This window comes from Pseudomonas sp. CFBP13509 (assembly GCF_005233485.1).
Classification (GTDB): Bacteria; Pseudomonadota; Gammaproteobacteria; order Pseudomonadales; family Pseudomonadaceae; genus Aquipseudomonas; species Aquipseudomonas marginalis.
Genome location: NZ_QGAA01000007.1, coordinates 74,916 through 99,063, shown reverse-complemented (window position 1 = coordinate 99,063; position 24,148 = coordinate 74,916). Strand labels below are relative to the sequence as shown.

The window sequence follows — 24,148 nt, the reverse complement described above, 5'->3', positions numbered from 1 at the left end:
GGCTGCGCAGTTGCTACGCAACATTTGCTTTGCGGGACTCAGCAAGGTTTCGATAGCCAGCGCCCGGGTGGTTCGCACCCAACCTTGCACCGTCGCCAAACAACTTCTCGCGCAATGTGCCCTGGGCGTATTCGGTCTTGTACACGCCGCGCTTCTGCAACTCCGGCACCAGCCATTCGACGGCGTCGACAAAGGTTTCATGGGTCAGCGCATAGGCGAGGTTGAATCCGTCCACGTCGGTCTCTTCGACCCACTCCTGCAACAGGTCCGACACGGTCTCCGGGCCGCCGACGAACAGCGGGCCAAAGCCGCCGATACCGACCCAATCGGCCAGCTCGCTGGGGGTCCAGACCTTGTTCGGGTCCGCCGTGGAGAAAGCTTCCACCGCCGATTGAATCGCATTGGTGTGCACGTGCTTGAGCGGCTCATCCGGCTTGAACTGGCTGAAATCGATGCCCGTCCAACCAGAGATCAGCGCCATCGCGCCTTCATAACTGGCGTAGGATTTGTATTCGTCGAATTTGGCCTTGGCCTTGGCGTCGGTCTCGTCGACGATCACGGTCTGCAAGTTGAAAATCAGGATTTTCTTCGGGTCGCGCCCGGCTTCGGCCGCACGGCGGCGGATGTCGGCGACGGTCTTTTTCAGCAGCACCTTGGACGGCGCGGCAACGAACACGCATTCGGCCTGCTCGGCGGCGAACTGCTTGCCACGGCTGGAAGCACCGGCCTGGTACAGCACCGGCGTGCGCTGCGGCGAGGGTTCGCACAGGTGGATGCCGGGCACCTGGAAGTGTTTGCCGACGTGGCGGATCTCGTGGATCTTGCTCGGGTCGCTGAAGATCCGACGTTCGCGGTCGCGCAGTACCGCGCCCTCTTCCCAACTGCCTTCCCAGAGTTTGTAGCAGACCTCCAGGTATTCCTCGGCATAGTCGTAGCGGGCGTCGTGTTCGGTCTGGGCTTTCTGGCCAAGGTTCTTGGCGCCGCTTTCCAGGTAGGAGGTGACGATGTTCCAGCCGATGCGGCCCTTGGTCAGGTGGTCGAGGGTCGACAGCCTGCGTGCAAACGGATACGGGTGTTCGAACGACAGCGACGCGGTCAGGCCAAAACCCAGGTGCTCGGTGACCAGCGCCATCGGTGCGATCAGCGACAACGGATCGTTGACCGGCACCTGGGTCGCCTGGCGAATCGCCGCGTCGCCATTGCCGTTGTACACGTCGTAGATGCCCAGCACGTCGGCGATAAACAGGCCGTCGAACTTGCCGCGCTCAAGGATCTTCGCCAGGTCGGTCCAGTATTCAAGGTCCTTGTACTGCCACGAGCGATCGCGCGGATGCGCCCACAGGCCCGGCGATTGGTGGCCGACGCAGTTCATGTCGAAGGCGTTCAAGCGGATTTCACGGGACATCACAGCACTCCGTTGAGGTGGTAGTTGCCGACGACCTGGTATTTCCAGCGCAACGGATCATCCAGGGTCGGTGGCAGCGCGGTGCGTTGGCCGGTCAGTTCGAATTCGGTGTTGCTGGCAAAGAGCAAGGCTTCAGCGGCGGCGATCTGCGCTTCGGTGACGGCGACCGGGCTTGGATCGGTTTCGGCGCGTTCAAGCAAGGCGGCCGCTACATCCACGCGAATCTGCCAATCGCCGAAGCGGCTGATCACGTAGGGGTCGTCGCTTTTTTCGACGTGGCGACGGGTGCTGTCCAGCAGTTGGCGTGCGAGGGTCAGGGCGGTCATGGGTCAGGTCCTCAGTTCCAGGCGTGGCGCGCAGGCTTGACGCCGTTGAGCACGAAATTGCCGATCAGGTGGTATTTCCAGCGGGCCGGGTCGTGCAGGGTGTGGGTCCGCGCGTTGCGCCAGAAGCGGTCGAGGTTGTGCTTGGCGGTGACCGAGCGGGTGCCGGCCAGTTCGAAGAGTTTGCTGCTGGCGAGCAAGGCAGTTTCGGCCGACAGGACCTTGGCCTGGGCGACCACCAGTGAAGCCTGGGCGACGGTGTCTTCATTCGGTTCGGCGAGGGCGCGGTCGACGGCCAGGCCGGCCTTGGCGAGGATCGCTTCGGTGCCGTGCACACGCCACTCCAGGTCGCCGATGGCGGCGATGGTGAACGGGTCCTGCCAACCGTGATCCTGCTGGCTGTCGATCCACGGACGGGCCTGCCGCGCAAAGATTTTTGCCTGTTCAAGGGCGCCGAGGGCAATGCCGGTGTCGACCGCCGCCTGGATAATTTGCGAAATCGGCCCATCGGCCGTGGGTTGGTCAAACGCCAGGTGGGCGGGAATCACCGCGCTCAAGGGCACGCTCACACCGTCGAGGGTCACGCCGCCGCTGGCGGTGGTGCGCTGGCCGAAGCCGTCCCAGTTGTCGATGACGGTCAGGCCTGGCGCATCGCGCTCGACGAGGCCGATGAAGGCCTGACCCTTTTCGTTATTACCCACGGTGGGCACGATGTGGGCGAACAGCGCGCCGGTGCAGTAGAACTTCTCGCCGTTGATTTGCGCGGTGTCGCCGTGGAAGCGAATCTGGGTATCGAAGGTGCCGGCGTTTTTGCTCTTGGCCTCGGAGAAGGCGTTACCAAAGCGATAACCCGCCAGGACTTTGCCAAAGTAGTGGCGCTTTTGTTCCTCGGTGGCGGTTTGCAGCAGGATGTCCACCACGCCCAGGTGGTTCTGCGGGATTTGGCCCAATGACGGGTCGGCGGCGGAGATCAACTTGATCACCTCGGCCACCGTCACATAGGACACCCCGGCGCCGCCATAGGCCTTGGGAACGGTGATGCCCCACAGGCCGCTGGCGGAAAACTCGTCCAGTTCGGCGACGGGCAGGCGACGCTCACGGTCACGCGCGCTGGCGTCGACGGCAAAGCGTTCGGCCAGGCGCTTGGCGACCTCGATGGCCTCCGCGTCCGAGCGGATGATATGGGCAGGTTGTTGAGGGTGGGCAGACATGGGCCGACTCCAGGCTCCGAGGGGATACTGGAGTGTTTGCAGGAGTCGTGCCTGAATTTAATCGTCAGTAAAATCAGCCGGTTGCCGCGTAAACAGGCGTACAACCGCTGTTTCAAACCAGCAAAGTGTGCATCCACTGTTGGCTGGCAAACAGTTAGATCACCACATTGCGCACAAAGCGCACGGCGACCTGGCCGTCATTGCGATAGGCATGGGGCTGGTGGCTGGCGAACATGAAGAATTCGCCGGCGCCGATGGTATTTTCCTGCTCGCCGACCACCAACGTCAGGCTGCCCTCGAAGACGAACAGTTGCTCGCTCCACCCCTCCAGGTCGGGGTCCGGGCAATAACGATCGCCCGGTTCAAGGCGCCACTCCCATAACTCGACCTCGCGCCGCGCCGTGGCCTTGGCCAGCAACACCGCCTTGCTGCCGTCGATTTCCCCCGCCCAGGCCAGTTCGTTGATGCGGCTGTGATCGCGCACATCCGGTGCCTGGATCAGGTCGCTGAACGCCACATCCAACGCTTCGGCCACACGGTCGAGGGTGGACAGGCTGACGTTCTTTTCCCCGGCCTCGATGGCCACCAGCATGCGCCGGCTGACCCCGGACTTTTCCGAGAGCGCAGTCTGGCTCAGGTCGGCGGCGTGGCGCAGGCGACGAACGTTCTGGCTGACGTGCTGCAGGACCGAGGCCCGTTGTGGATTTTCTTTGTGCACTATATTGCTCAATGGGTGGGTGTGCGCAGTATACTGCCCAGCGTGCGGCGCATTGTGCGGTCCGTGCCTTTCCCTTGCAAGACCGAGCCGCCATGACCACGCCGAACTCCCCCTCGCGTTTCCACCGTTTCAGCAAAGCCGAGTGCATCCTGGTGTTTATCACCATGATCTGGGGCGGCACGTTTTTGCTGGTGCAGCATGCCATGACTGTCAGCGGACCGATGTTTTTCGTGGGCCTGCGCTTTGCAGCGGCGGCGATTGTGGTCGGGTTCTTTTCCTTGCGTACACTGCGCGACCTGACGTTGTTCGAGCTGAAGGCGGGCGTGTTCATCGGCGTAGCGATCATGTTCGGCTACGGCTTGCAGACCATTGGCCTGCAGACGATCCTGAGCAGCCAATCGGCGTTCATCACCGCGCTGTATGTGCCGTTCGTGCCGCTGCTGCAATGGCTGGTGCTGGGCCGGCGCCCGGGGTTGATGCCAAGCATCGGCATCATGCTGGCGTTTGCCGGGTTGATGTTACTGACCGGCCCCGCCGGGGCTTCGCTGAATTTCAGCCCCGGGGAAATCGCCACCCTGATCGGTGCCGTGGCGATAGCGGCGGAAATCATTTTGATCAGTGCGTTCGCCGGGCAAGTGGACGTACGCCGGGTGACGGTGGTGCAACTGGCGACGGCGTCGCTGCTGTCGTTTTTGATGGTGGTGCCGATGGGCGAGGCACTGCCGGGGTTCTCCTGGCTGCTATTGTTCAGCGCCGTGGGCCTGGGCCTGACCAGTGCGGTGATCCAGGTCGCCATGAATTGGGCGCAGCAAAGCGTTTCGCCGACACGGGCCACGTTGATCTATGCCGGTGAGCCGGTGTGGGCCGGGGTAGTCGGGCGGATCGCCGGCGAGCGGTTCCCGCCGATTGCCATGCTGGGGGCGGCGTTGATTGTGGTGGCGGTGATTGTGAGTGAGATCAAGACAAAAGGGCAAAAGGCCATCGAGTTGCAGGATGAGCGGGAACAGGAGCAACAGGGCTAGGGTCCGAAACAATGCCAAACGGGAGTTTTCGACCTACTTTGTAGGATCCTGCCACATGTTGCCGTTTGGTGATCGACAAAGCGGCACGTATGATGCATCCCAAACTCCCGCAGATTAGAAGCCTATGTCCCTGATAGTTCTACTGCTTCTGCCTTTTATCGGCAGCTGTCTGGCGGCCTTGCTGCCGCACAATGCACGTAACACCGAATCCCTGCTGGCTGGCCTTGTGGCTCTGGTCGGAACCGTTCAAGTCGCCCTGCTCTACCCCCAGATCGCCCACGGTGGCGTGATCCGCGAAGAATTCATGTGGTTGCCCAGCCTTGGGCTGAACTTCGTGCTGCGCATGGATGGATTCGCCTGGCTGTTCTCGATGCTGGTGCTCGGCATCGGCGCGCTGGTGTCGCTGTATGCGCGCTACTACATGTCGCCGGACGATCCGGTGCCGCGTTTCTTCGCGTTTTTCCTGGCCTTCATGGGCGCCATGCTCGGGCTGGTGATTTCCGGCAACCTGATCCAGATCGTGTTCTTCTGGGAACTGACCAGCCTGTTCTCGTTCCTGTTGATCGGCTACTGGCACCACCGCGCCGATGCGCGTCGTGGTGCGTACATGGCCTTGATGGTCACCGGCGCGGGCGGCTTGTGCCTGCTGGCGGGCGTGATGCTGCTGGGACATATCGTCGGCAGCTATGACCTGGACCAGGTGCTGGCCGCCGGCGAGCAGATCCGCGCGCATTCGCTGTACCCGGTGATGCTCGCGCTGGTGCTGATCGGCGCCCTGAGCAAAAGCGCGCAGTTTCCGTTCCATTTCTGGCTGCCCCACGCCATGGCTGCACCGACCCCGGTGTCTGCCTATCTGCACTCGGCGACGATGGTGAAGGCCGGCGTGTTCCTGCTGGCCCGCCTGTGGCCGTCGCTGTCCGGCAGCGAAGAATGGTTCTGGATCGTCGGCGGTGCCGGCGCCCTGACCCTCCTCCTCGGCGCTTACTGCGCCATGTTCCAGAATGATCTCAAAGGCCTTTTAGCCTATTCCACCATCAGCCACCTCGGGCTGATCACCCTGCTGCTGGGCCTCAACAGCCCGCTGGCCGCCGTCGCCGCGGTGTTCCATATCCTCAACCACGCCACCTTCAAGGCCTCGCTGTTCATGGCGGCGGGCATCATCGACCACGAAAGCGGCACGCGGGACATCCGCAAGCTCAGTGGCCTGGTGCGCCTGATCCCGTTTACCGCGACCCTGGCGATGGTGGCCAGCGCATCCATGGCCGGCGTACCGTTGCTCAACGGTTTCCTGTCCAAAGAGATGTTCTTCGCTGAAACCGTGTTTATCTCATCGACCCAATGGGTGGAAATCGCCCTGCCCCTGATCGCGACCATCGCCGGTACGTTCAGCGTGGCCTACGCCCTGCGCTTTACCGTGGATGTGTTCTTCGGCCCGCCCGCCACCGATCTGCCCCACACGCCTCACGAACCCCCGCGCTGGATGCGTGCCCCGGTTGAGCTGCTGGTATTCACCTGCCTGCTGGTGGGCATCTTCCCGGCCCAGGTGGTCGGTTCGATCCTCGCCGCTGCGGCGCTGCCGGTGGTCGGCGGCGTGCTGCCGGAATACAGCCTGGCGATCTGGCATGGCTGGAATGCACCGATGATCATGAGCCTGGTGGCCATGTCCGGTGGCGTGGTGCTCTACCTGCTGCTACGCAAACAACTGAAGCGCGGGCGTTTCAAGTACCCGCCGGTCATCAGCTACTTCAACGGCAAGCGCGGCTTCGAGCGCAGCCTGGTGGTGATGATGCGCGGCGTGCGCAGGATCGAGAAACGCATCAGCACCAAGCGCCTGCAGACCCAATTGTTCCTGTTGGTGATCGTCGCGGTGATCGGCGCCATGATCCCGATGCTCAACAGCGGACTCAGCTGGGGCGACCGCCCGAAGATCCCGGGCTCCATCGTGTTCGTCACCCTGTGGCTGCTGGCGATTGCCTGTGCCCTGGGCGCCGCCTGGCAAGCCAAGTACCACCGGCTCGCGGCCCTGACCATGGTCAGCGTGTGCGGCCTGATGACCTGCGTCACCTTCGTGTGGTTCTCGGCGCCGGACCTGGCGCTGACCCAGTTGGTGGTGGAAGTGGTCACCACCGTACTGATCCTGCTCGGCCTGCGCTGGCTGCCACGGCGGATCGAAGAAGTCTCGCCACTGCCCAGTTCGCTGCGCAAGGCGCGCATCCGTCGTCTGCGCGACTTCCTGCTCTCCACCGTGGTAGGCGGCGGCATGGCGCTGCTGTCCTATGCGATGCTGACGCGCCAGACGCCCAACGATATTTCCTCGTTCTACTTGAGCCGCGCCCTGCCCGAGGGCGGTGGCAGCAATGTGGTGAACGTGATGCTGGTGGACTTCCGGGGCTTCGATACCCTCGGCGAAATCACCGTGCTCGGCGCCGTGGCGCTGACGGTGTATGCCCTGCTGCGTCGTTTCCGCCCGTCCAAGGAAAGCATGGAGCTGCCGCCACAGCAGCGTCAACTGGCGCCGGACGTGGCCACCGACCTGGTCAACCCGCGCCAGGCCAGCGACACCGCCCTGGGCTTCATGATGGTGCCGGCGGTGCTGGTGCGCCTGCTGCTGCCGATTGCGCTGGTGGTGTCGTTCTACCTGTTCATGCGCGGCCACAACCAACCGGGCGGCGGGTTTGTCGCCGGCCTGGTGATGTCGGTGGCGTTTATCCTGCAGTACATGGTTGCCGGTACCCAGTGGGTCGAGGCGCAGATGAGCCTGCGGCCGATGCGCTGGATGGGCTTCGGCCTGTTCTCGGCGACGCTGACCGGGATCGGCGCGTTGTTTGTCGGCTACCCGTTCCTCACCACCCATACCTGGCATTTCAGCCTGCCGCTGCTGGGCGATATTCATGTTGCCAGCGCGTTGTTCTTCGATGTGGGCGTATACGCCATGGTCGTCGGCTCGACGCTGCTGATGCTCACCGCCCTCGGCCACCAGTCGGTGCGTGCGCATAAACCGAGCAACCAGGCCAAAGTAGTCGCCGCCACCGAAGGAGCCGCCTGATGGAAGAAGTCATCGCAATTGCCATTGGGGTCCTGGCGGCCTCCGGCGTCTGGTTGATCCTGCGGCCACGGACGTTCCAGGTGGTGATGGGCCTGTGCCTGTTGTCCTATGGGGTCAACCTGTTCATTTTCAGCATGGGCAGCCTGTTTATCGGCAAGGAGCCGATCATCAAGGACGGCGTGCCCCAGGATCTGCTCAACTACACCGACCCCCTGCCCCAGGCCCTGGTGCTCACGGCCATCGTGATCAGCTTCGCCATGACTGCGTTGTTCCTGGTGGTGCTGCTGGCGTCACGGGGCCTGACCGGCACTGACCATGTGGACGGCCGGGAGCCCAAGGAATGAATTGGGTCAACCAACTGATCGTCGCCCCCATTTTGCTGCCGTTGCTCACCGCCGCGCTGATGCTGATGCTGGGTGAAAAACGCCGTCCGCTGAAGGCCAGGATCAATCTGTTCTCCAGCGTTATTGGCCTGGGCATCGCGATCCTGCTGTTGTACTGGACGCAAAAAGGCGGTCCCGGCTCGATTGGCGTCTACCTGCCGGGCAACTGGCAGGTGCCGTTCGGCATCGTGCTGGTGGTCGACCAGCTCTCGGCGTTGATGCTGGTGCTCACCGGGATCATCGGCGTGAGCGCGCTGCTGTTCGCCATGGCCCGTTGGGACCGCGCCGGCACCAGCTTCCATGCGCTGTTCCAGATCCAGATGATGGGCCTGTACGGCGCGTTCCTCACGGCGGACCTGTTCAACCTGTTCGTGTTCTTCGAGGTGCTGCTGGCGGCGTCCTACGGCTTGATGCTGCACGGCTCGGGCCGGGCGCGGGTGTCGTCGGGGCTGCATTACATCGCGATCAACCTGTTGGCGTCGTCGCTGTTCCTGATTGGCGCGGCGATGATCTACGGCGTGACCGGCACGCTGAACTTCGCTGACCTGGCACTGAAAATCCCCCTGGTCCCCGAGGCGGATCGCGGCCTGCTGCATGCCGGTGCGGCGATCCTCGCCACCGCATTCCTGGCCAAGGCCGGCATGTGGCCGCTGAACTTCTGGCTGGCCCCCGCCTACTCCTCGGCCAGTGCGCCGGTGGCAGCGATGTTCGCGATCATGACCAAGGTCGGCGTGTACACCGTGCTGCGCCTGTGGACCCTGTTGTTCTCCGGCCAGGCCGGCGCGTCGGCGTTGTTTGGCGGCGACTGGCTGGTGTACGGCGGCATGGCCACGATCATCTGCGCGGCGCTGGCGATGGTGGCGGCGCAGCGGCTCGAGCGCATGGCCAGCTTGAGCATCCTGGTCTCGGCCGGCATCCTGCTGTCGGCCGTTGGCTTCGCCCAGCCAAGCCTGACCGCCGGAGCGCTGTTCTATCTGGTCAGCTCCACCCTGGCGTTGAGTGCGCTGTTCCTGCTGGCCGAATTGATCGAGCGTTCGCGCTCGGCCAACGACCTGCCGCTGGATGAAGAAATCGACGCACTGCCCAAGGCCATGGAATCCCTGCATCCGCGTCCTGGCGTGAACCTGGATGACGAGCAGAAAGCCGTGGTCGGCCAGGTGATTCCCTGGACCATGGCCTTCCTGGGCTTGAGCTTTGTCGCCTGCGCCCTGCTGATCATCGGCATGCCGCCGCTGTCCGGGTTTATCGGCAAGCTCAGTTTGTTGAGTGCGCTGGTTAACCCCTTGGGCCTGGGCGTCAGTGTGGATGAACCCATTCGCCCCGCGGCCTGGGGTTTGGTGGCGCTGTTGATCCTCTCGGGCCTGGCCTCGCTGATCGCCTTCGCGCGCCTGGGTATCCAGCGCTTCTGGACCCCGGAAGAGCGCCCATCGCCCTTGCTGCGCCGCTATGAATGCGTGCCGATCTTCTTCCTGCTGGGCCTGAGCATCCTGCTGACCTTCAAGGCCGAGCCGCTGATGCGCTACACCCAGGCCACTGCCCAAAGCCTGAACAACCCGGAACACTACGTGATGGCGGTGATGGCCACGCGTCCGGTCCCCAGCCCCGAAGCCAAGACCGCCGCGCTGGAGGTGCAGCCATGAAGCGCCTGTTGCCTGCCCCGTGGTTGTCCCTGGCCTTGTGGTTGCTGTGGCTGGTGCTGAACCTGTCCGTCAGCCCCGGCAACCTGCTGCTTGGCGCGCTGCTGGGCCTGCTTGCACCGCTGCTGATGGCACCGCTGCGCCCGCTGCCGATCCGCATCCGCCGCCCTGGCGTGATCATCCGCCTGTTTTTCCTGGTCGGCCGCGATGTGATCGTCTCCAACCTGCAAGTGGCCTGGGGCGTGCTGATGTGCGGCTCACGCCCACCGCGTTCGCGCTTTGTCAAAATCCCCCTGGACCTGCGCGACGCCAACGGCCTCGCCGCCCTGTCGATGATCACCACCGTGGTCCCCGGCACCATCTGGTCGGAACTGGCGCTGGACCGCAGCATCCTGCTGCTGCACGTATTCGACCTGGAGGATGAAGCGTCGTTTATCGAGCACTTCAAGACCACCTACGAGCGGCCCCTGATGGAGATCTTCGAATGAGCGCCCTGCTCTCCAATGCGATCCTGTTCAGCCTGTTCCTGTTCTCCCTGGCCATGGTGCTGACCCTGATCCGCCTGTTCAAAGGTCCCTCGGCCCAGGACCGGGTACTGGCGCTGGACTACCTGTACATCCTCGCCATGCTGATGATGCTGGTGCTGGGTATTCGTTATGCCAGCGATACCTACTTCGAAGCGGCGCTGCTGATCGCGTTGTTCGGCTTCGTCGGCTCGTTTGCCCTGGCCAAATTCCTGCTGCGCGGAGAGGTGATTGAATGATGCCGCTGTGGATGGAAGTGATAGTGGCGGTGCTGCTGGTGCTCAGCAGCGTGTTTGCGCTGATTGGCGCGATTGGCTTGCTGCGCATGAAGGACTTCTTCCAGCGCATGCATCCGCCGGCATTGGCTTCGACTCTGGGCGCGTGGTGCGTGGCGTTGGCGTCGATTGTTTACTTTTCGGTGCTCAAGTCCGGGCCGGTGCTGCACGGGTGGTTGATACCGATCCTGCTGGCGATCACGGTGCCGGTGACCACGTTGCTGCTGGCCCGCACCGCGCTGTTCCGCAAGCGCATGGCCGGTGACGACGTACCCGCCGAGGTCAGCAGCCGCCGCTGAGTGACAGACCGTACACAGTCAATATGTGGGAGGGGGCTTGCTCCCGATTGCGGTGGGTCAGCTACAGATGAGCCGACTGATCCACTGCAATCGGGAGCAAGTCGAATCGTCGCACCGCCCCTCCCACATTTGGATTTGTGCTAGACGAAAGATCGGATTCGCTCTGCCAGCTCAGCCAATTCGGCATCATCCGCCCGCACATGGTCATGGGAAGAGATATAGCCTTCATAAGCTTCGAAAAACTTATCCACCTTCGAACTCAACGGCTTGAACGCACTGTCCTGCCCCGTCCCATGCATGGGAAACAACTTCGCATGCAAGTGATCCACCCCATACCCTTCCAGCATCATCCCCGTGCGGGCCACATCGGGAAACGCCCGGTCGATCAGCAAAGCGGTTTTCTTGGTCGCGACCATCAGACCAGCCAGCACCTCATCCGACTGCGCAAACGCATAACTGCCGTAATGCTGTTTGGGGATGACCACGCTGAAGCCTGGGGTGTTGGGGAAGATCGAGAGGAACGCCATGTGGTGGTCGTCTTCCCACAGGATGTGGGCGGGGGAAGTTTTGCGGACAATGCTGCAGAAAATACAATCCATTTGAATTACCGCCAGTTTCGTCTTGGGTTTGGTCGTGGCAATCATCTAAAGCTAGGATGGAATGAGCGTCAAACCCTACGGGCATTTTGGGAAATGTCCTAAGACCTGGGTATGCCCGCTGTGCTGAGACAGGAGTTCACCATGGATAAAAACATTATTGTCATCGGCGGCGAGTCCAGCGAAGACATGACACGCATGACCGGCATCGACGAATATATCGTCGCTTCGTCGGGCAAAACCCAGCCCACGGTGCTCTATATCTCCACCGCCAATGGCGATGACCGTACGAAGATTGCCGACTTCACGCTCAAATACCAAAGCGCCGGCTGCACCGTTGTGCCATTGACGTTTTTCATTCCGCCTTTTCCAGCCCCGGGTCATGTTGCCGCGCTGTTTGAGCAGGCTGACATCATCTATGTGGCCGGCGGCAACACCCGAGCCTTGCTGGCCATCTGGCGTGAATTTGACGTGACCGCCCTTTTGAAGCAAGCCCAGGAACACGGCAAAGCGCTTTGCGGCGTCAGTGCCGGCGCCATCTGCTGGTTCGACCACGGGCATTCCGACTCAGGAGGCGTATATGCGCTGATCGACGGGCTGGGTTTTCTCCCTGGCGCGCTGTGCCCGCACTTCAGTTCAGAGGTGGGGAGAGAATCTTCGTTTGTTGAACTGGTTCGACTTAAAAACATACACCCCGCCTACGCGCTGGATGACGGCGTTGCCCTGCATTTCAAGAACGGTGAATACCATGCGACTGTCCATAACGACGCAGCTGGTAGCGCTTATGAGGTCAGCAACACCTCGATATTGGTCGTAGAGAAACTTCCTACAAAGATTTAGTGTTGTCGCTCGGAAAATGGCTTTCTAATCTTAGGTGGTCGCTGCAAATTCAGCGACCGGGTTTCGCAGCCCGATTAGACTCTAGGTGACTCCAATACTCTGGGAGCTTCGCCATGATTAAAGACAATTCGAATCCGCCGCTGGATTCATCTTCGCTTCACGCTTGTGCTGATCAAGCGATTAACCATCATTTGAATCCGTCTTCAACGCCTGGGCCACCTGATGACGGGCTAGGTCTTTTTACTGTACGTAAAGGACTGGATGCCGAGACACTACTGGTCAATGCTTCGGAGGACCTTGCGTCAGTTCAGGCATTGGCTAGTCATTTAGCCTTTGAGATTGATGGCACACCACGCAGCGTGGCACTAGGGATTTGCCGAATGGTGGAAACTATCCAGCTTCTGGTGAATGAAGCACTGAATGAGCATTGCGCGGGAATTGAAAAATAGTAGGCGACGAATGCCGTCATTACCTTCGCTCACACAACCACAGCAAAACGCCCCTGCATAACGGGGCGTTTTTCTTCTCGCACAAAACCGAATAATCCTACATCCCGCTCGCACGATAAAAGGCGAAACATCCGATATTTCCTATTTACATTTTTCCGTATGTTTATGGTGAATAAATCAGGATACCAACTTCCATGGCTAACCACGGTTACATGTCCATTAACGGAAAATCTCAAGGCCTGATCTCGGCTGGCTGCTCAACTCAAGACTCTATTGGCAACAAATGTCAGGAGGGGCACAGGGATGAAATCATGGTGATGTCCTTCAACCACAATATGCTCAACACCGGCAACGTCAGTGCTTCCACTCACGGCCCTGTGGTCATCACAAAAAGCATTGATAAATCCTCGCCCTTGCTGGCCGTGGCGTTATCCAACAGAGAAGAACTGAACTGCGTCATCAACTTCTATCGAATTTCACAGTTTGGTCGGCACGAAAAATACTACACCGTCGATATAAGGGGCTGCATCATTGCCAGCCTGACCGTCGACGTTCCCCATTCCGTACTCCTGAATGATGTAGACGCACAAGAACATCTGTCGATTTGTTATCGGGAAATTATCTGGACACATCACATCGCGGGGACCAGCGGCTATGGCTCATGGGAAACCGGGCGATGAACTCAAAGAACAAAAATCAAACGCCTACTTTCTATGACTTGGGGGGAGTCAGCCAAGCCGCTGCAAAACTGACCAATCATGCGTGCGCAATAAGTGCCCGACATCTACAGGATGGCGTTAATCGTTCGATATTCAATCGGGAAGTGGCCTATTACGCTCGCAGTATTGTTAACGATGTGGAGCAGGGAAAAAAGACGGTTGCGCAGGGGCTCGTGGAGATAAAAACCGAACAACAAAGCCTGCTGAACCAGTCAATGGAGATTGGGCGTAAAGGTATTGGAGTTGTAGCAGGCGCGCTGCAAATGGCCACAGGAGCTGGAATTTGCTACGCATCAGTTGGCACGCTCTGTCTCATTGCGGGGGTGCCGCTGATCGCACATGGTGCAAATAACGTATATGAGGGTGGGCGTAATCTAGTGACGGGACAATCAGATGCGGTCGGCCCGGTTCGTGCTGCATATCAGTCGGCCGCATTCGCTATGGGTCATGATGAACGAGCAGCCAATATGGCCTACGGTGCAGCTGATATTGGCTTATCCGTCTACAGTGCTGCGAGACACGTACTTAAACCTGATGCTTGGCGCCTATTTAGATACCTCCCAACCGATTACATCCGAGCGTACAAAACAATGACCCCAACTACGATGGGAATCGAAGTCTATACAGATTTTCAAACGATAAAGCAGATGTACGACGAGGAAAAACATTGACACTCTGGTTCGTTTTGACTTTCCCGCTATTTGCCACATGGGGAATTCTTTGCGCATACACACTAAAAATACGCTTCTCTGGAACCGAGTATTTTCTTGCAAAATTTCTACTATGTTTAATATTTAATGGCTTTTTTTCGATCACATACTTAAGCATGATCGAAAAAAACAACTTTCCCTTACTCGGATACAACCCAGATCTTATATCAAACTACCCCTTCATTGGATGGATTGCTTTTTTCTGTATACCCGCTCACGCGGGGGCTCTACCTGTTAGATGGGAAATCAGATGGTGGTTTTGATGAGAGCGCTATAAATCCAGCTAGTTTGACGCATACTAATCTCCATACTACAAAAAACGCCCCGAACCAGTCGGGGCGTTTTTTTATTCAACGTACAGCAACCAACCGTCAGTCAGCCAACCGCCAAGTAGTCCCACCTTTCCCATCTTCCAACACCACACCCATCGCGGTCAGTTGGTCACGGATACGGTCAGACTCCGCCCAGTCTTTACCAGCCCGAGCCGCCAGACGCGCCTGGATCAGCGCATCCACCTGCGCCGCATCCACACGCCCTTCGGCGCCGGCCTGCAGGAACTCGTCGGCTTCCATCTGCAGCACGCCCAGCACACTGGCCAGTTCTTTCAGGCGAGCCGCCAGGCCCGCCGCTGCGTCGAGATCGCTCTCGCGCAAACGGTTGATCTCGCGCACCATCTCGAACAGCACCGCACAGGCTTCCGGTGTGCCGAAGTCGTCGTTCATGACTTCGGTGAAGCGTGCCACGAAGGCTTCGCCGCCGGCCGGCGCCACGGATGGCAGGCCTTTCAACGCGTGGTAGAACCGCTCCAGGGCGCCCTTGGCGTCCTTGAGGTTGTCTTCGGAGTAGTTGATGGCGCTGCGGTAGTGGCTGGACACCAGCAGGTAACGCACCACTTCCGGGTGGTACTTTTCCAGCACGTCGCGGATGGTGAAGAAGTTGTTCAAGGACTTGGACATCTTCTCGCCATTGATGCGGATCATGCCGCAGTGCATCCAGGCGTTGGCGTAGGTCTTGCCGGTGGCGGCTTCGCTCTGGGCGATTTCGTTTTCGTGGTGCGGGAACTCGAGGTCGCTGCCGCCGCCATGAATGTCGAAGGTCTCGCCCAGGCAGCAGGTGGACATCACCGAGCATTCGATGTGCCAGCCCGGACGCCCGGCGCCCCATGGCGATTCCCAGCTCGGCTCGCCGGGCTTGGTGCCTTTCCACAGCACGAAGTCGAGCGGATCCTGCTTGGCTTCGTCGACTTCGATGCGCGCGCCGATGCGCAGGTCTTCGATTTTCTTGCGCGACAGCTTGCCATAGCCCATGAACTTGGCGACGCGGTAGTACACGTCACCGTTGCCAGGAGCGTAGGCGTAACCCTTGTCGATCAAGGTCTGGATCATGGCGTGCATGCCGGGGATGTGGTCCGTGGCACGCGGTTCCATGTCCGGCTTGAGGATGTTGAGGCGCGCCTCGTCCTCGTGCATGGCGGCGATCATGCGCTCGGTCAGCGCGTCGAACGACTCGCCGTTTTCGTTGGCACGGTTGATGATCTTGTCGTCGATGTCGGTGATGTTGCGCACGTACGTCAAGTCATAGCCGCTGAAACGCAACCAGCGGGTCACCAGGTCGAAGGCAACCATGCTGCGGCCGTGGCCGATGTGGCAGTAGTCGTACACGGTCATGCCGCACACGTACATGCGCACCTTGTTGCCATCCAGCGGCTTGAAGACTTCTTTGGTCTTGCTGAGCGTGTTGTAGATCGTTAGCACGATGTTTCCCTTAAATCACTGGCCCCACGAATCTCGCAAGGTCACGGTACGGTTGAATACCGGAGCGCCTGGTTTCGAGTCCTTGATATCCGCGCAAAAGTAGCCTTCGCGCTCGAACTGGAAACGGTCTTCCGGCTGTGCGTCGCCAAGCGATGGCTCGGCACGACAACCAGTGAGTACTTGCAGGGAATCAGGGTTGATGTTGTCGAGGAAACTCGCGCTGTCTTCAGCCTTCTCAGGGTTTGGCGAGCGGAACAGACGATCGTACAGGCGCACTTCGCACTCGATGCTGGCAGCGGCAGGCACCCAGTGGACCACGCCTTTGACCTTGCGGCCTTCAGGGTTCTTGCCCAGGGTGTCCGGATCGTACGAGCAGCGCAGCTCGACGATGTTGCCGTCGGCGTCCTTGATCGCTTCGTCCGCACGGATCACGTAGCTGCCGCGCAGGCGCACTTCGCCGTTCGGCTCCAGGCGCTTGTAGCCTTTTGGCGGCTCTTCCATGAAGTCGTCACGGTCGATGTAGATCTCGCGGGCGAATGGCAACTTGCGCACGCCCAGCTCTTCTTTCTGCGGGTGACGCGGCAGTTCGAGGTTCTCGACCTGGCCTTCGGGGTAGTTGGTGATCACGACTTTCAACGGGCGCAGCACGCACATGGCGCGCGGGGCATTGGCGTCGAGGTCCTGACGGATGCTGAATTCCAGCATGCCGAAATCGACCACGCCGTCGGAACGGTTGGTGCCGACCATGTCGCAGAAGTTGCGGATCGAGGCCGGGGTGTAGCCACGGCGACGGAAGCCCGACAGTGTGGACATGCGCGGGTCATCCCAGCCATGTACGTGCTTTTCATCCACCAGTTGCTTGAGCTTGCGCTTGCTGGTGATGGTGTAGTTCAGGTTCAGGCGGCTGAACTCGTACTGACGCGGGTGCGCCGGGACCGGCAGGCTGTCGAGGAACCATTCGTACAGCGGACGATGGCTCTCGAACTCCAGGGTGCAGATGGAGTGGGTGATGCCTTCGATGGCGTCCGACTGGCCGTGGGTGAAGTCGTAGTTCGGGTAGATGCACCACTTGTCGCCGGTCTGGTGGTGATGGGCGTGGCGGATGCGGTACATGATCGGGTCGCGCAGGTTCATGTTCGGCGAGGCCATGTCGATCTTGGCGCGCAGCACGCGGGCGCCGTCCGGGAACTCACCGGCGCGCATGCGGGCGAACCAGTCGAGGTTCTCTTCTACGGAGCGGTCGCGGAACGGGCTGTTCTTGCCCGGTTCGGTCAGCGTTCCACGGTATTCCTTGGCCTGCTCCGGGGTGAGGTCGTCGACGTAGGCCTTGCCGGCCTTGATCAGCTCGACGGCCCAGTCGAACAACTGGTCGAAGTATTTGGAGGCATAGCGCACTTCACCGGACCATTCGAAGCCCAGCCACTTGATGTCGCTTTCGATGGCGTCGATGTATTCCTGGTCTTCCTTGGCCGGGTTGGTGTCGTCGAAACGCAGGTGCGTGACGCCACCGAACTCCTGGGCCAGGCCGAAGTTCACACAGATCGACTTGGCGTGACCGATGTGCAGGTAGCCGTTGGGCTCTGGCGGGAAGCGGGTGACGATCTGCGTGTGCTTGCCCGAATCCAGGTCCGCCTGGATGATCGGGCGCAGGAAATTGACCGGGACGGCAGGTCCGGCCTTGGAATTCGAGGTAGGGTCGACAGTGGGCTTGCTCATAGGATCCTTGAACAGACAGGTTCGTGGCCGGTTGGGGCCAGATAAAACAAAGGCGATATCATAGCTGATGCTGTCAAGACACTGACAGGTCACGACCAAAAACTGCTGCTTTAATTAACCGGGCGGTAAAAAACCACCTCGAAATTCCTGCCGGGCACGCTAAACTGCGCGCCTTGGCCGCCGTTTAGCCAGACAGGTAAGGCGCCCCAGGCGTCCAAACCCACGAATTCCCTGAAAAGAGTAGTGAACATGACTCAAGTCAAACTGACCACCAACCACGGTGACATCGTCATCGAGCTGAACGCCGAGAAAGCGCCGATCACCGTCGCCAACTTCATCGAGTACGTTAAGGCCGGCCACTACGAAAACACGGTTTTCCACCGTGTGATCGGTAACTTCATGGTCCAGGGCGGCGGTTTCGAGCCTGGCATGAAAGAAAAGAAAGACAAGCGCCCAAGCATCCAGAACGAAGCGGACAACGGCCTTTCCAACGACAAGTACACCGTCGCCATGGCCCGTACCATGGAGCCGCATTCGGCCTCCGCGCAGTTCTTCATCAACGTGGCCGACAACGCCTTCCTGAACCACAGCGGCAAGAACGTACAGGGCTGGGGCTACGCCGTGTTCGGTAAAGTCACCGAAGGCCAGGACGTTGTCGACAAGATCAAAGGCGTGTCGACCACCTCCAAGGCCGGTCACCAGGACGTTCCGGTCGAAGACGTGATCGTCGAGAAAGCCGAGATCGTTGAGTGATATTACTGATTTCAGATTTGCATCTGGAAGAGGAGCGCCCGGACATTACCCGGGCGTTTCTGGATCTGCTTCACAACCGCGCCCGTGGCGCCCAGGCGTTGTACATTCTGGGGGACTTCTTTGAAGCCTGGATTGGCGACGATGGGATGACGCCCTTCCAGCGTTCGATCTGCGAGGCTCTGCGCGAGCTGAGCGACAGCGGCACCCCGATTTTTATCATGCATGGCAACCGCGACTTCCTGCTCGGCAAGGCGTTCTGCAAAGCGGCAGGCGCCACCTTGCTCAAGGACCCGAGTGTCGTGCAGCTCGCAGGCGAACCCGTGCTGTTGATGCACGGCGACAGCCTCTGCACCCGCGACCTTGGCTACATGAAGCTGCGGCGCATCCTGCGTAATCCCATCGTGCTGTTTATCCTGCGTCACCTGCCGTTGCGCACCCGCCATCGGCTGGCGCGCAAGCTGCGCAGTGAAAGCCGCGCGCAAACGCGCATGAAGGCCAACGACATTGTCGATGTGACGCCCGAGGAAGTGCCGCGGGTGATGCAGCAGTTCGGCGTGCGCACCCTGGTCCACGGCCACACGCACCGCCCGGCGATCCATAAGCTGCAGATTGGCGACCAGGCGGCCAAGCGCATTGTGCTGGGGGATTGGGACAAGCAGGGCTGGGCGTTGCAGGCGGATGAGCAAGGCTTTCAGTTGGCGGCGTTTGACTTCGTCAATCCGCAGCTGGCGTTGCCTGGCGCCTGATCCTCAAACACCACTGATCCAATGTGAACAGAGATCAAAATGTGGCAGGGGGCTTGCCCTAATGCCAGTCAGTTAAGGCTTTTTGTAGGAGCGAGCTTGCTCGCGAAAAACGCCCAGGCAACGCGTTCATTCTCGATAAGCGCGGTGGCCCTGAGTTCTTCGCGAGCAAGCTCGCTCCTACAGTGAATCACTTTCGCTTAACTGAACGGCATTAGGGCAAGCCCCCTCCCACAATTGATTGCATTTCAGTCTTTGCCAATCAGTGGCCGGACGCTTCCGGCCCTGCCTTGGCGCCAAACGGCGGTTTGGCCAGCCACACCAGCAGCATCAACCCCATGAACATCCACCCCAGCAACGTGAAGTAATCCACGGTGGACATCATGTACGCCTGGCTGGTGAGGATCTGGTCCAGTTGCGCGTAGGCCTTGTGCCCTGCCCCACCGAGCGCCTGCAGCGCGTCGCGGGTGGCCGAGTCATAGGTGGTCATGTTCTCGCTCATGTACGCATGGTGCTGGTCCGCCCGGCGAATCCAGATCCAGGTGGTCAGCGAGGCCGCAAAGCTGCCGCCCAGGGTCCGCAGAAAGGTCGCAAGACCGGCGCCATCGGCGATCTGGTGCGGTGGCAGGTCGGACATCAGGATGCTCAAGGTCGGCATGAAGAACAGCGCCACGCCGATGCCCATGAACAGCTGCACCAGGGCGATGTGGGTGAAGTCCACCTCATTGGTGAAGCCCGCGCGCATAAAGCAGCTCAGACCAATCGCCAGGAACGCCAGGCCTGCCAGCAGGCGCAGGTCGAACTTGTGCGCGTACTTGCCCACGAACGGTGACATCAGCACCGGCAGGATGCCGATCGGCGCCACCGCCAGGCCGGCCCAGGTGGCGGTGTAGCCCATCTGGGTTTGCAGCCATTGCGGCAGGATCAGGTTGATGCCGAAGAAGCCCGCGTAGCCGAGGATCAACACAATCGTGCCGATGCGAAAGTTACGGTAGGCAAACAGCCGCAGGTTGACCACCGGGTGCTTGTCGGTCATTTCCCAGATAATGAACACCGCCAGGGCAATCACCGAAATCGCCGCGCCCACAATGATGAAGTTGGATTCGAACCAGTCCAGGTCGTTGCCCTTGTCGAGGATGATCTGCAGCGCGCCGACGCCCACGATCAGGCTCAACAGCCCGACGTAATCCATCGGCTGGTAGCTGGTGGTCACCGGGCGCTTCTTCAATTGCGCACGCACCACCATCACCGCAAAGATGCCGATGGGGACGTTGATAAAGAAGATCCACGGCCAGCTGTAACTGTCAGTGATCCAGCCACCGAGGATCGGCCCCGCAATCGGCGCCACCACCGTGACCATCGCCAGCAACGCCAGGGCCATGCCACGCCTCGCCGGCGGGTAGACCGCGATCAGCAGTGTCTGGGTCATCGGGTACAACGGCCCGGCCACCAGGCCTTGCAGCACCCGGAAGCCGATCAATTCGGGCATCGAAGTGGAAATACCACAGAGGAACGAGGCCAGCACAAACAGCATGGTGGCCCACAGGAACAGCTTCACTTCGCCAAACCGCCGGCTCAACCAACCGGTCAGCGGCAAGGCGATGGCGTTGCTCACCGCAAACGAGGTGATCACCCAGGTGCCCTGCTCCGAACTCACGCCGAGGTTGCCGGAAATGGTCGGCAAGGCCACGTTGGCGATGGTGGTGTCGAGCACCTGCATAAAGGTCGCCAGCGACAGGCCAATGGTGGCCATCAACAGGCTGGGCGGCGTGAAGGAGGCGTTATTGCTCATCAGCGTTGCGCAGCCTTGGGCGCGGCGATGCTGTTGGCATGGATCAACTCGGTGATCATGGCGTCAGCCTCGGCCAATTGGCGCTCATACACGTTGGTGGTGAAGGTCGCCTTCTGCGGCGCCTGTTGCGCCAGCACCGGGCCGCTCTGGTCATGCAGGTCGACATTGACGACGGTGCTCAGGCCGACCCGCAGCGGGTGCTTGGCCAGTTCTTCGGCATTGATGTGGATGCGTACCGGCACCCGTTGCACGATCTTGATCCAGTTACCGGTGGCGTTCTGCGCCGGCAGCAGGGCAAACGCACTGCCGGTGCCGGCGCCAAGGCTATCCACGGTGCCGCTGAATTTCACGTCGCTGCCGTAGATATCCGACTCGATGTCCACCGGCTGGCCAATGCGCATGTCGCGCAGTTGGGTTTCCTTGAAGTTGGCGTCGATCCACAGCTGGTTCAGCGGGATCACCGCCATCAACGCCGTACCCGGCTGCACGCGCTGGCCCAGTTGCACGGTGCGCTTGGCCACGTAGCCGGTGACCGGCGCGATCAAGGTGCTGCGCGCATTGGCCAGGTAAGCCTGGCGCAGTTGCGCGGCAGCGGCCTGCACGTCCGGGTGGGACGAGATCACGGTGTCATCCACCAGCGCATTGCTGGTCTTGAGTTGCTGCTCAAGGTTGGTCAGCGCGTTTTTCGCGGCCGTCAGGCTGTCACGGGCGTGGGACAGCTCTTCCTGGGAAATCGCGCCGCCCTGGGCCAGGGTCTTGCGACGGTTGAAGTTGTCCTGGGCAGTTTGCACATCGGCTTTCTGTGCGTTGACCTGGGCTTTCATGCCATCGACGTTGCTGTACAAGCCCCGCACCTGGCGCACGGTGCGGGCCAGGTTGGCCTGGGCGCTTTGCAGGCCGACGGCGGCGTCGTTGGGGTCGAAGTTGATCAGCACCTGGCCTTCATGGACCAGGTCGCCATCGTCGGCGCCGATGCTGACCACGGTGCCGGTGACCAGCGGGGTGATTTCCACCACGTTGCCGTTCACATAGGCGTCGTCGGTGCTCTCGTTGAAGCGCCCGTAGAATTCATACCAGCCCCATACGCCCACGACACCGAGGATGACGATCAGCGCGAGGCCGATCAGCATGACCTTGCGTTTGCGTGGGTTGTTGTCTTTGGGTTGTTCTGTAGCGTTGGTGTTTTCGGCAGTGGCCATGACAAATACCTCAAATTATTCCGTGCGTGTGGCTGGGGTGGTCGACGCCACGTTGTCGGCGCTGTATCCGCCACCCAGGGCCTGCATCAATTGAATCGACAGATCGATTTGCCCGGCATTCAGGGTCGCCAGCTGACGCTGGGCCTGCAGCAATTGCTGCTCGATGCTGAGCACGTCCAGGTAGTTACCGACCCCTGAGCCGTAGCGCTGGACCACGGTGTCGTAGGACTGCTGGGCAATGTCCGTGGCGTGTTGCTGGGCCTGGATCTGCCGACCGGTTTCGCGCAGTTGCGAAAGGGTGTTGCCGATATCGCCCAAGGCCTGCACCAGGGTTTTGTTGTACTGGGCCACGGCCAGGTCGTAGTCGGCATCGCGCGCATCGAGGTCGGCGCGCAGGCGGCCGCCATCGAAGATCGGCAACGAGATCGTCGGCGCAATGTTGAAGAAGCGACTGGCCGAGCCGAACATCGCATCCCCCAGCAACGACTCGGCCCCGGCGCTCGCGCTGAGGTTGAGGTTGGGGTAGAAGCGCGTCTTGCTGGCGGCGATGTCCTTGCTCGCAGCCTCGACTCGCCAGCGCGCGGCGATCAGGTCCGGGCGGCGGCCCAGCAGCTCGGCGGGCAACACCGAAGGCACGGCGACAGCGGCGGGCTTGAGCACATTCGGACGAGCCAGTTCGCCGCCTCGGTCCGGGCCTTTGCCGAGCAATACGGCGAGTGCGATCTGGGCGCTCTGCAGTTGTTTGTCGGCATCGATCAATTGCGACTGGGAGCTGGCTTCCAGGCTTTCGGTCTGCTGGTATTGGTACTGGCTGTCGATGCCCGCAGCCAGGCGGCGCTTGCTCAGGTCGAGCATTTGCCGGGTGCGCTTGAGGTCATCGCCGGCCAGGTCGCGCACGATGTGCGCCTGGCCCAGGTCGCTGTAGGCCTTGGCCACATCGGCAGCGAGGGTCAGGCGCGCGGCCTGCTGGTCGACTTCGGCGGCGCGGGCCTGGCCCAGCGCGGCTTCCCAGGCGGCGCGCTGGCCACCCCAGAGGTCGAAGTTGTAATTGAAGCTGGCGCCGATATTACGCACGGTCGAGTAGGCATCGCCCTCGCCGCGCGGGTCCTGGTCCTTGGCCAGGCGTGAACGGCTCACGCCGGCGCTGGCATCCAGGGTCGGCATGCGTGCGGCATTCGCGGCATAGGCGGCGGCTTCGGCCTGATGGGCACGGGCGCTGGCGACTTGCATGTCGGGGCTGTTTTGCAGGGCTTCCTGGATCAGGCCATCGAGCTGCGGGTCACCGAGGCTTTTCCACCAGTCGGCGCTGGGCCAGGCGGCACTCGACAGGGTCACCCCGCTCAGGGATTTACCGGTCTGCAAGGTGTTGGCGTCGAGGCGCCGGCCCTGGGTGTCGAGGCCGCTGTAGTTGGCGCAACCGGCCATGCTCATGGCCACGAGCACCAGGCATAGGGCACGTGTGTTCATGCTTTACCTACCCGCTGCAGGGTGATGGGATCACCGGCAGCTATCAGAATTTTCTTGAGAATCCGTTCCAGGGTTTCCAGCTCGCCAGCCTCAAGTACGCCCGCCAGTTGGTTCAACGCCTGGGCGCCTATGTGCGGCAGCATGTCTGCCAGGCGCTGGCCGTCGGCAGTCAGCACCAACTGCACCTGGCGGCGGTCCTGCTCGGAGCGTTTGCGGTCCAGCAGGCCTTTCTGCTCGAGGCGGTCAAGCATGCGGGTCATCGAACCGCTGTCCAGGGACAGGTTGCGGCACAGCTCGGCCGGGGTGTCGACGCCGAACTGGGCCATGATGATCAGCACCTTGAACTGCGCGGCCGTGATGCCGTGGGGTTCCATGTGGGTGTCGATGATGCGGTCCTTGAGGAGCGCCGCACGGCCCAGCAACAGCCCGAGGTGGCAGTTGTGGAAGTTTTCAGGGGTGAAGTGGGGCATCGGAAGTCACCTTATTACTGCCTAGGCAGTGAATGTATGACGAGATGTTACTGCCTAGGCAGCGAAAGTCAAATGGAATAATTAGCTTGCTTGCTAA

Annotated in this window: 24 protein-coding genes; 13 read left to right on the top strand and 11 right to left on the bottom strand. The window is 60.9% G+C overall.

Going from position 1 to position 24,148, the window contains the following annotated elements:
* Positions 1-13 precede the first annotated feature (13 nt).
* From PspCFBP13509_RS13485 to PspCFBP13509_RS13470, 4 genes are all read right to left on the bottom strand, one after another.
* Positions 14-1,405 (bottom strand): LLM class flavin-dependent oxidoreductase, encoded by a 1,392-nt coding sequence (locus tag PspCFBP13509_RS13485; RefSeq protein WP_065927041.1) that lies wholly within the window; start codon positions 1,403-1,405, stop codon positions 14-16.
* Positions 1,405-1,731: an acyl-CoA dehydrogenase gene (locus PspCFBP13509_RS13480; protein ID WP_065927040.1), complete on the bottom strand. Its 327-nt coding sequence runs from the start codon at positions 1,729-1,731 to the stop codon at positions 1,405-1,407. The genes PspCFBP13509_RS13485 and PspCFBP13509_RS13480 overlap by 1 nt, the downstream gene beginning before the upstream one ends.
* Before the next feature lie 11 nt (positions 1,732-1,742).
* The gene (locus tag PspCFBP13509_RS13475; protein ID WP_027606296.1) at positions 1,743-2,939 is read right to left on the bottom strand and encodes an SfnB family sulfur acquisition oxidoreductase; all 1,197 of its coding nucleotides are present in this window, start codon (positions 2,937-2,939) and stop codon (positions 1,743-1,745) included.
* Between the two features lie 154 nt (positions 2,940-3,093).
* Positions 3,094-3,657 (bottom strand): helix-turn-helix domain-containing protein, encoded by a 564-nt coding sequence (locus PspCFBP13509_RS13470; protein ID WP_027606295.1) that lies wholly within the window; start codon positions 3,655-3,657, stop codon positions 3,094-3,096.
* 92 nt (positions 3,658-3,749) lie between these two features.
* Between PspCFBP13509_RS13470 and PspCFBP13509_RS13465 the strand changes: the two genes are divergently transcribed.
* The 7 genes from PspCFBP13509_RS13465 to PspCFBP13509_RS13435 all read left to right on the top strand — a co-directional run bounded on the left by PspCFBP13509_RS13465 (position 3,750) and on the right by PspCFBP13509_RS13435 (position 10,843).
* Positions 3,750-4,679 carry a DMT family transporter gene (locus tag PspCFBP13509_RS13465; protein WP_027606294.1) on the top strand — a complete coding sequence of 310 codons (930 nt, stop codon included), beginning with the start codon at positions 3,750-3,752 and terminating at the stop codon, positions 4,677-4,679.
* Positions 4,680-4,803: 124 nt separating this feature from the next.
* Positions 4,804-7,725, top strand: coding sequence for a monovalent cation/H+ antiporter subunit A (locus PspCFBP13509_RS13460; protein ID WP_027606293.1), 2,922 nt, complete (start codon positions 4,804-4,806; stop codon positions 7,723-7,725).
* Entirely contained in the window at positions 7,725-8,069 is a 345-nt protein-coding gene (locus PspCFBP13509_RS13455) for a Na+/H+ antiporter subunit C (RefSeq protein ID WP_003192163.1), read from the top strand. Before PspCFBP13509_RS13460 ends, PspCFBP13509_RS13455 begins: the two co-directional genes overlap by 1 nt.
* Positions 8,066-9,748 carry a monovalent cation/H+ antiporter subunit D gene (locus PspCFBP13509_RS13450; RefSeq protein ID WP_027606292.1) on the top strand — a complete coding sequence of 561 codons (1,683 nt, stop codon included), beginning with the start codon at positions 8,066-8,068 and terminating at the stop codon, positions 9,746-9,748. Before PspCFBP13509_RS13455 ends, PspCFBP13509_RS13450 begins: the two co-directional genes overlap by 4 nt.
* Positions 9,745-10,233, top strand: a complete 489-nt coding sequence (locus PspCFBP13509_RS13445) for a Na+/H+ antiporter subunit E (protein ID WP_065927037.1) — start codon at positions 9,745-9,747, stop codon at positions 10,231-10,233. The genes PspCFBP13509_RS13450 and PspCFBP13509_RS13445 overlap by 4 nt, the downstream gene beginning before the upstream one ends.
* Positions 10,230-10,508 (top strand): K+/H+ antiporter subunit F, encoded by a 279-nt coding sequence (locus PspCFBP13509_RS13440; protein WP_005789171.1) that lies wholly within the window; start codon positions 10,230-10,232, stop codon positions 10,506-10,508. The genes PspCFBP13509_RS13445 and PspCFBP13509_RS13440 overlap by 4 nt, the downstream gene beginning before the upstream one ends.
* Positions 10,505-10,843, top strand: coding sequence for a Na+/H+ antiporter subunit G (locus PspCFBP13509_RS13435; protein WP_074847186.1), 339 nt, complete (start codon positions 10,505-10,507; stop codon positions 10,841-10,843). The genes PspCFBP13509_RS13440 and PspCFBP13509_RS13435 overlap by 4 nt, the downstream gene beginning before the upstream one ends.
* A 140-nt stretch (positions 10,844-10,983) precedes the next feature.
* On the opposite strand, the gene PspCFBP13509_RS13430 is transcribed toward PspCFBP13509_RS13435, so the two are convergent.
* Positions 10,984-11,442: an HIT family protein gene (locus tag PspCFBP13509_RS13430; RefSeq protein WP_074847187.1), complete on the bottom strand. Its 459-nt coding sequence runs from the start codon at positions 11,440-11,442 to the stop codon at positions 10,984-10,986.
* Positions 11,443-11,583: 141 nt separating this feature from the next.
* Between PspCFBP13509_RS13430 and PspCFBP13509_RS13425 the strand changes: the two genes are divergently transcribed.
* From PspCFBP13509_RS13425 to PspCFBP13509_RS13410, 4 genes are all read left to right on the top strand, one after another.
* Positions 11,584-12,279: a Type 1 glutamine amidotransferase-like domain-containing protein gene (locus tag PspCFBP13509_RS13425; protein ID WP_074847188.1), complete on the top strand. Its 696-nt coding sequence runs from the start codon at positions 11,584-11,586 to the stop codon at positions 12,277-12,279.
* A gap of 113 nt (positions 12,280-12,392) precedes the next feature.
* Positions 12,393-12,728: a DUF6124 family protein gene (locus tag PspCFBP13509_RS13420; RefSeq protein WP_074847189.1), complete on the top strand. Its 336-nt coding sequence runs from the start codon at positions 12,393-12,395 to the stop codon at positions 12,726-12,728.
* Positions 12,729-12,922: 194 nt separating this feature from the next.
* Positions 12,923-13,408, top strand: a complete 486-nt coding sequence (locus tag PspCFBP13509_RS13415) for an Hcp family type VI secretion system effector (protein ID WP_074847190.1) — start codon at positions 12,923-12,925, stop codon at positions 13,406-13,408.
* On the top strand, positions 13,405-14,118 hold the full coding sequence (locus PspCFBP13509_RS13410; protein ID WP_074847191.1) for a DUF4225 domain-containing protein: 714 nt from the start codon (positions 13,405-13,407) through the stop codon (positions 14,116-14,118). The genes PspCFBP13509_RS13415 and PspCFBP13509_RS13410 overlap by 4 nt, the downstream gene beginning before the upstream one ends.
* Before the next feature lie 410 nt (positions 14,119-14,528).
* Here PspCFBP13509_RS13410 and cysS read toward each other — a convergent pair whose 3' ends face one another.
* Entirely contained in the window at positions 14,529-15,911 is a 1,383-nt protein-coding gene (gene cysS, locus PspCFBP13509_RS13405) for a cysteine--tRNA ligase (RefSeq protein ID WP_074847192.1), read from the bottom strand.
* A 15-nt stretch (positions 15,912-15,926) separates the two neighbouring features.
* A complete protein-coding gene (locus PspCFBP13509_RS13400; protein WP_065927033.1) occupies positions 15,927-17,627 on the bottom strand; it encodes a glutamine--tRNA ligase/YqeY domain fusion protein in 1,701 nt (566 codons plus the stop codon).
* Between the two features lie 249 nt (positions 17,628-17,876).
* Between PspCFBP13509_RS13400 and PspCFBP13509_RS13395 the strand changes: the two genes are divergently transcribed.
* Positions 17,877-18,380, top strand: a complete 504-nt coding sequence (locus PspCFBP13509_RS13395) for a peptidylprolyl isomerase (protein ID WP_065927032.1) — start codon at positions 17,877-17,879, stop codon at positions 18,378-18,380.
* On the top strand, positions 18,377-19,126 hold the full coding sequence (gene lpxH, locus PspCFBP13509_RS13390) for a UDP-2,3-diacylglucosamine diphosphatase (protein WP_027606286.1): 750 nt from the start codon (positions 18,377-18,379) through the stop codon (positions 19,124-19,126). Before PspCFBP13509_RS13395 ends, lpxH begins: the two co-directional genes overlap by 4 nt.
* A gap of 259 nt (positions 19,127-19,385) precedes the next feature.
* Here the strand turns inward: lpxH and PspCFBP13509_RS13385 are convergent, their stop codons facing one another.
* From PspCFBP13509_RS13385 to PspCFBP13509_RS13370, 4 genes are read right to left on the bottom strand one after another with little or no spacing between them, the layout of a single operon-like run.
* Positions 19,386-20,915 carry a DHA2 family efflux MFS transporter permease subunit gene (locus PspCFBP13509_RS13385; RefSeq protein WP_027606285.1) on the bottom strand — a complete coding sequence of 510 codons (1,530 nt, stop codon included), beginning with the start codon at positions 20,913-20,915 and terminating at the stop codon, positions 19,386-19,388.
* Positions 20,915-22,114 carry an HlyD family secretion protein gene (locus tag PspCFBP13509_RS13380; RefSeq protein WP_137212166.1) on the bottom strand — a complete coding sequence of 400 codons (1,200 nt, stop codon included), beginning with the start codon at positions 22,112-22,114 and terminating at the stop codon, positions 20,915-20,917. The genes PspCFBP13509_RS13385 and PspCFBP13509_RS13380 overlap by 1 nt, the downstream gene beginning before the upstream one ends.
* Positions 22,115-22,129: 15 nt before the next feature.
* Positions 22,130-23,581 carry an efflux transporter outer membrane subunit gene (locus PspCFBP13509_RS13375; protein WP_074847194.1) on the bottom strand — a complete coding sequence of 484 codons (1,452 nt, stop codon included), beginning with the start codon at positions 23,579-23,581 and terminating at the stop codon, positions 22,130-22,132.
* Positions 23,578-24,051, bottom strand: coding sequence for a MarR family winged helix-turn-helix transcriptional regulator (locus PspCFBP13509_RS13370; RefSeq protein WP_027606282.1), 474 nt, complete (start codon positions 24,049-24,051; stop codon positions 23,578-23,580). Before PspCFBP13509_RS13370 ends, PspCFBP13509_RS13375 begins: the two co-directional genes overlap by 4 nt.
* Positions 24,052-24,148: the final 97 nt, after the last annotated feature.

Bases quoted from the DNA above. Each gene is read 5' to 3' on its own strand.
- PspCFBP13509_RS13465 (WP_027606294.1), top strand. From the start codon at position 3,750: ATGACCACGCCGAACTCCCCCTCGCGTTTCCACCGTTTCAGCAAAGCC.
- PspCFBP13509_RS13485 (WP_065927041.1), bottom strand. From the start codon at position 1,405: ATGTCCCGTGAAATCCGCTTGAACGCCTTCGACATGAACTGCGTCGGC.
- PspCFBP13509_RS13475 (WP_027606296.1), bottom strand. From the start codon at position 2,939: ATGTCTGCCCACCCTCAACAACCTGCCCATATCATCCGCTCGGACGCG.
- PspCFBP13509_RS13375 (WP_074847194.1), bottom strand. From the start codon at position 23,581: ATGAACACACGTGCCCTATGCCTGGTGCTCGTGGCCATGAGCATGGCC.
- PspCFBP13509_RS13450 (WP_027606292.1), top strand. From the start codon at position 8,066: ATGAATTGGGTCAACCAACTGATCGTCGCCCCCATTTTGCTGCCGTTG.
- PspCFBP13509_RS13380 (WP_137212166.1), bottom strand. From the start codon at position 22,114: ATGGCCACTGCCGAAAACACCAACGCTACAGAACAACCCAAAGACAAC.
- PspCFBP13509_RS13430 (WP_074847187.1), bottom strand. From the start codon at position 11,442: ATGGATTGTATTTTCTGCAGCATTGTCCGCAAAACTTCCCCCGCCCAC.
- PspCFBP13509_RS13385 (WP_027606285.1), bottom strand. From the start codon at position 20,915: ATGAGCAATAACGCCTCCTTCACGCCGCCCAGCCTGTTGATGGCCACC.
- PspCFBP13509_RS13370 (WP_027606282.1), bottom strand. From the start codon at position 24,051: ATGCCCCACTTCACCCCTGAAAACTTCCACAACTGCCACCTCGGGCTG.
- PspCFBP13509_RS13445 (WP_065927037.1), top strand. From the start codon at position 9,745: ATGAAGCGCCTGTTGCCTGCCCCGTGGTTGTCCCTGGCCTTGTGGTTG.
- PspCFBP13509_RS13420 (WP_074847189.1), top strand. From the start codon at position 12,393: ATGATTAAAGACAATTCGAATCCGCCGCTGGATTCATCTTCGCTTCAC.
- PspCFBP13509_RS13455 (WP_003192163.1), top strand. From the start codon at position 7,725: ATGGAAGAAGTCATCGCAATTGCCATTGGGGTCCTGGCGGCCTCCGGC.
- PspCFBP13509_RS13395 (WP_065927032.1), top strand. From the start codon at position 17,877: ATGACTCAAGTCAAACTGACCACCAACCACGGTGACATCGTCATCGAG.
- PspCFBP13509_RS13480 (WP_065927040.1), bottom strand. From the start codon at position 1,731: ATGACCGCCCTGACCCTCGCACGCCAACTGCTGGACAGCACCCGTCGC.
- PspCFBP13509_RS13440 (WP_005789171.1), top strand. From the start codon at position 10,230: ATGAGCGCCCTGCTCTCCAATGCGATCCTGTTCAGCCTGTTCCTGTTC.
- PspCFBP13509_RS13400 (WP_065927033.1), bottom strand. From the start codon at position 17,627: ATGAGCAAGCCCACTGTCGACCCTACCTCGAATTCCAAGGCCGGACCT.
- PspCFBP13509_RS13415 (WP_074847190.1), top strand. From the start codon at position 12,923: ATGGCTAACCACGGTTACATGTCCATTAACGGAAAATCTCAAGGCCTG.
- PspCFBP13509_RS13410 (WP_074847191.1), top strand. From the start codon at position 13,405: ATGAACTCAAAGAACAAAAATCAAACGCCTACTTTCTATGACTTGGGG.
- PspCFBP13509_RS13425 (WP_074847188.1), top strand. From the start codon at position 11,584: ATGGATAAAAACATTATTGTCATCGGCGGCGAGTCCAGCGAAGACATG.
- PspCFBP13509_RS13460 (WP_027606293.1), top strand. From the start codon at position 4,804: ATGTCCCTGATAGTTCTACTGCTTCTGCCTTTTATCGGCAGCTGTCTG.
- PspCFBP13509_RS13435 (WP_074847186.1), top strand. From the start codon at position 10,505: ATGATGCCGCTGTGGATGGAAGTGATAGTGGCGGTGCTGCTGGTGCTC.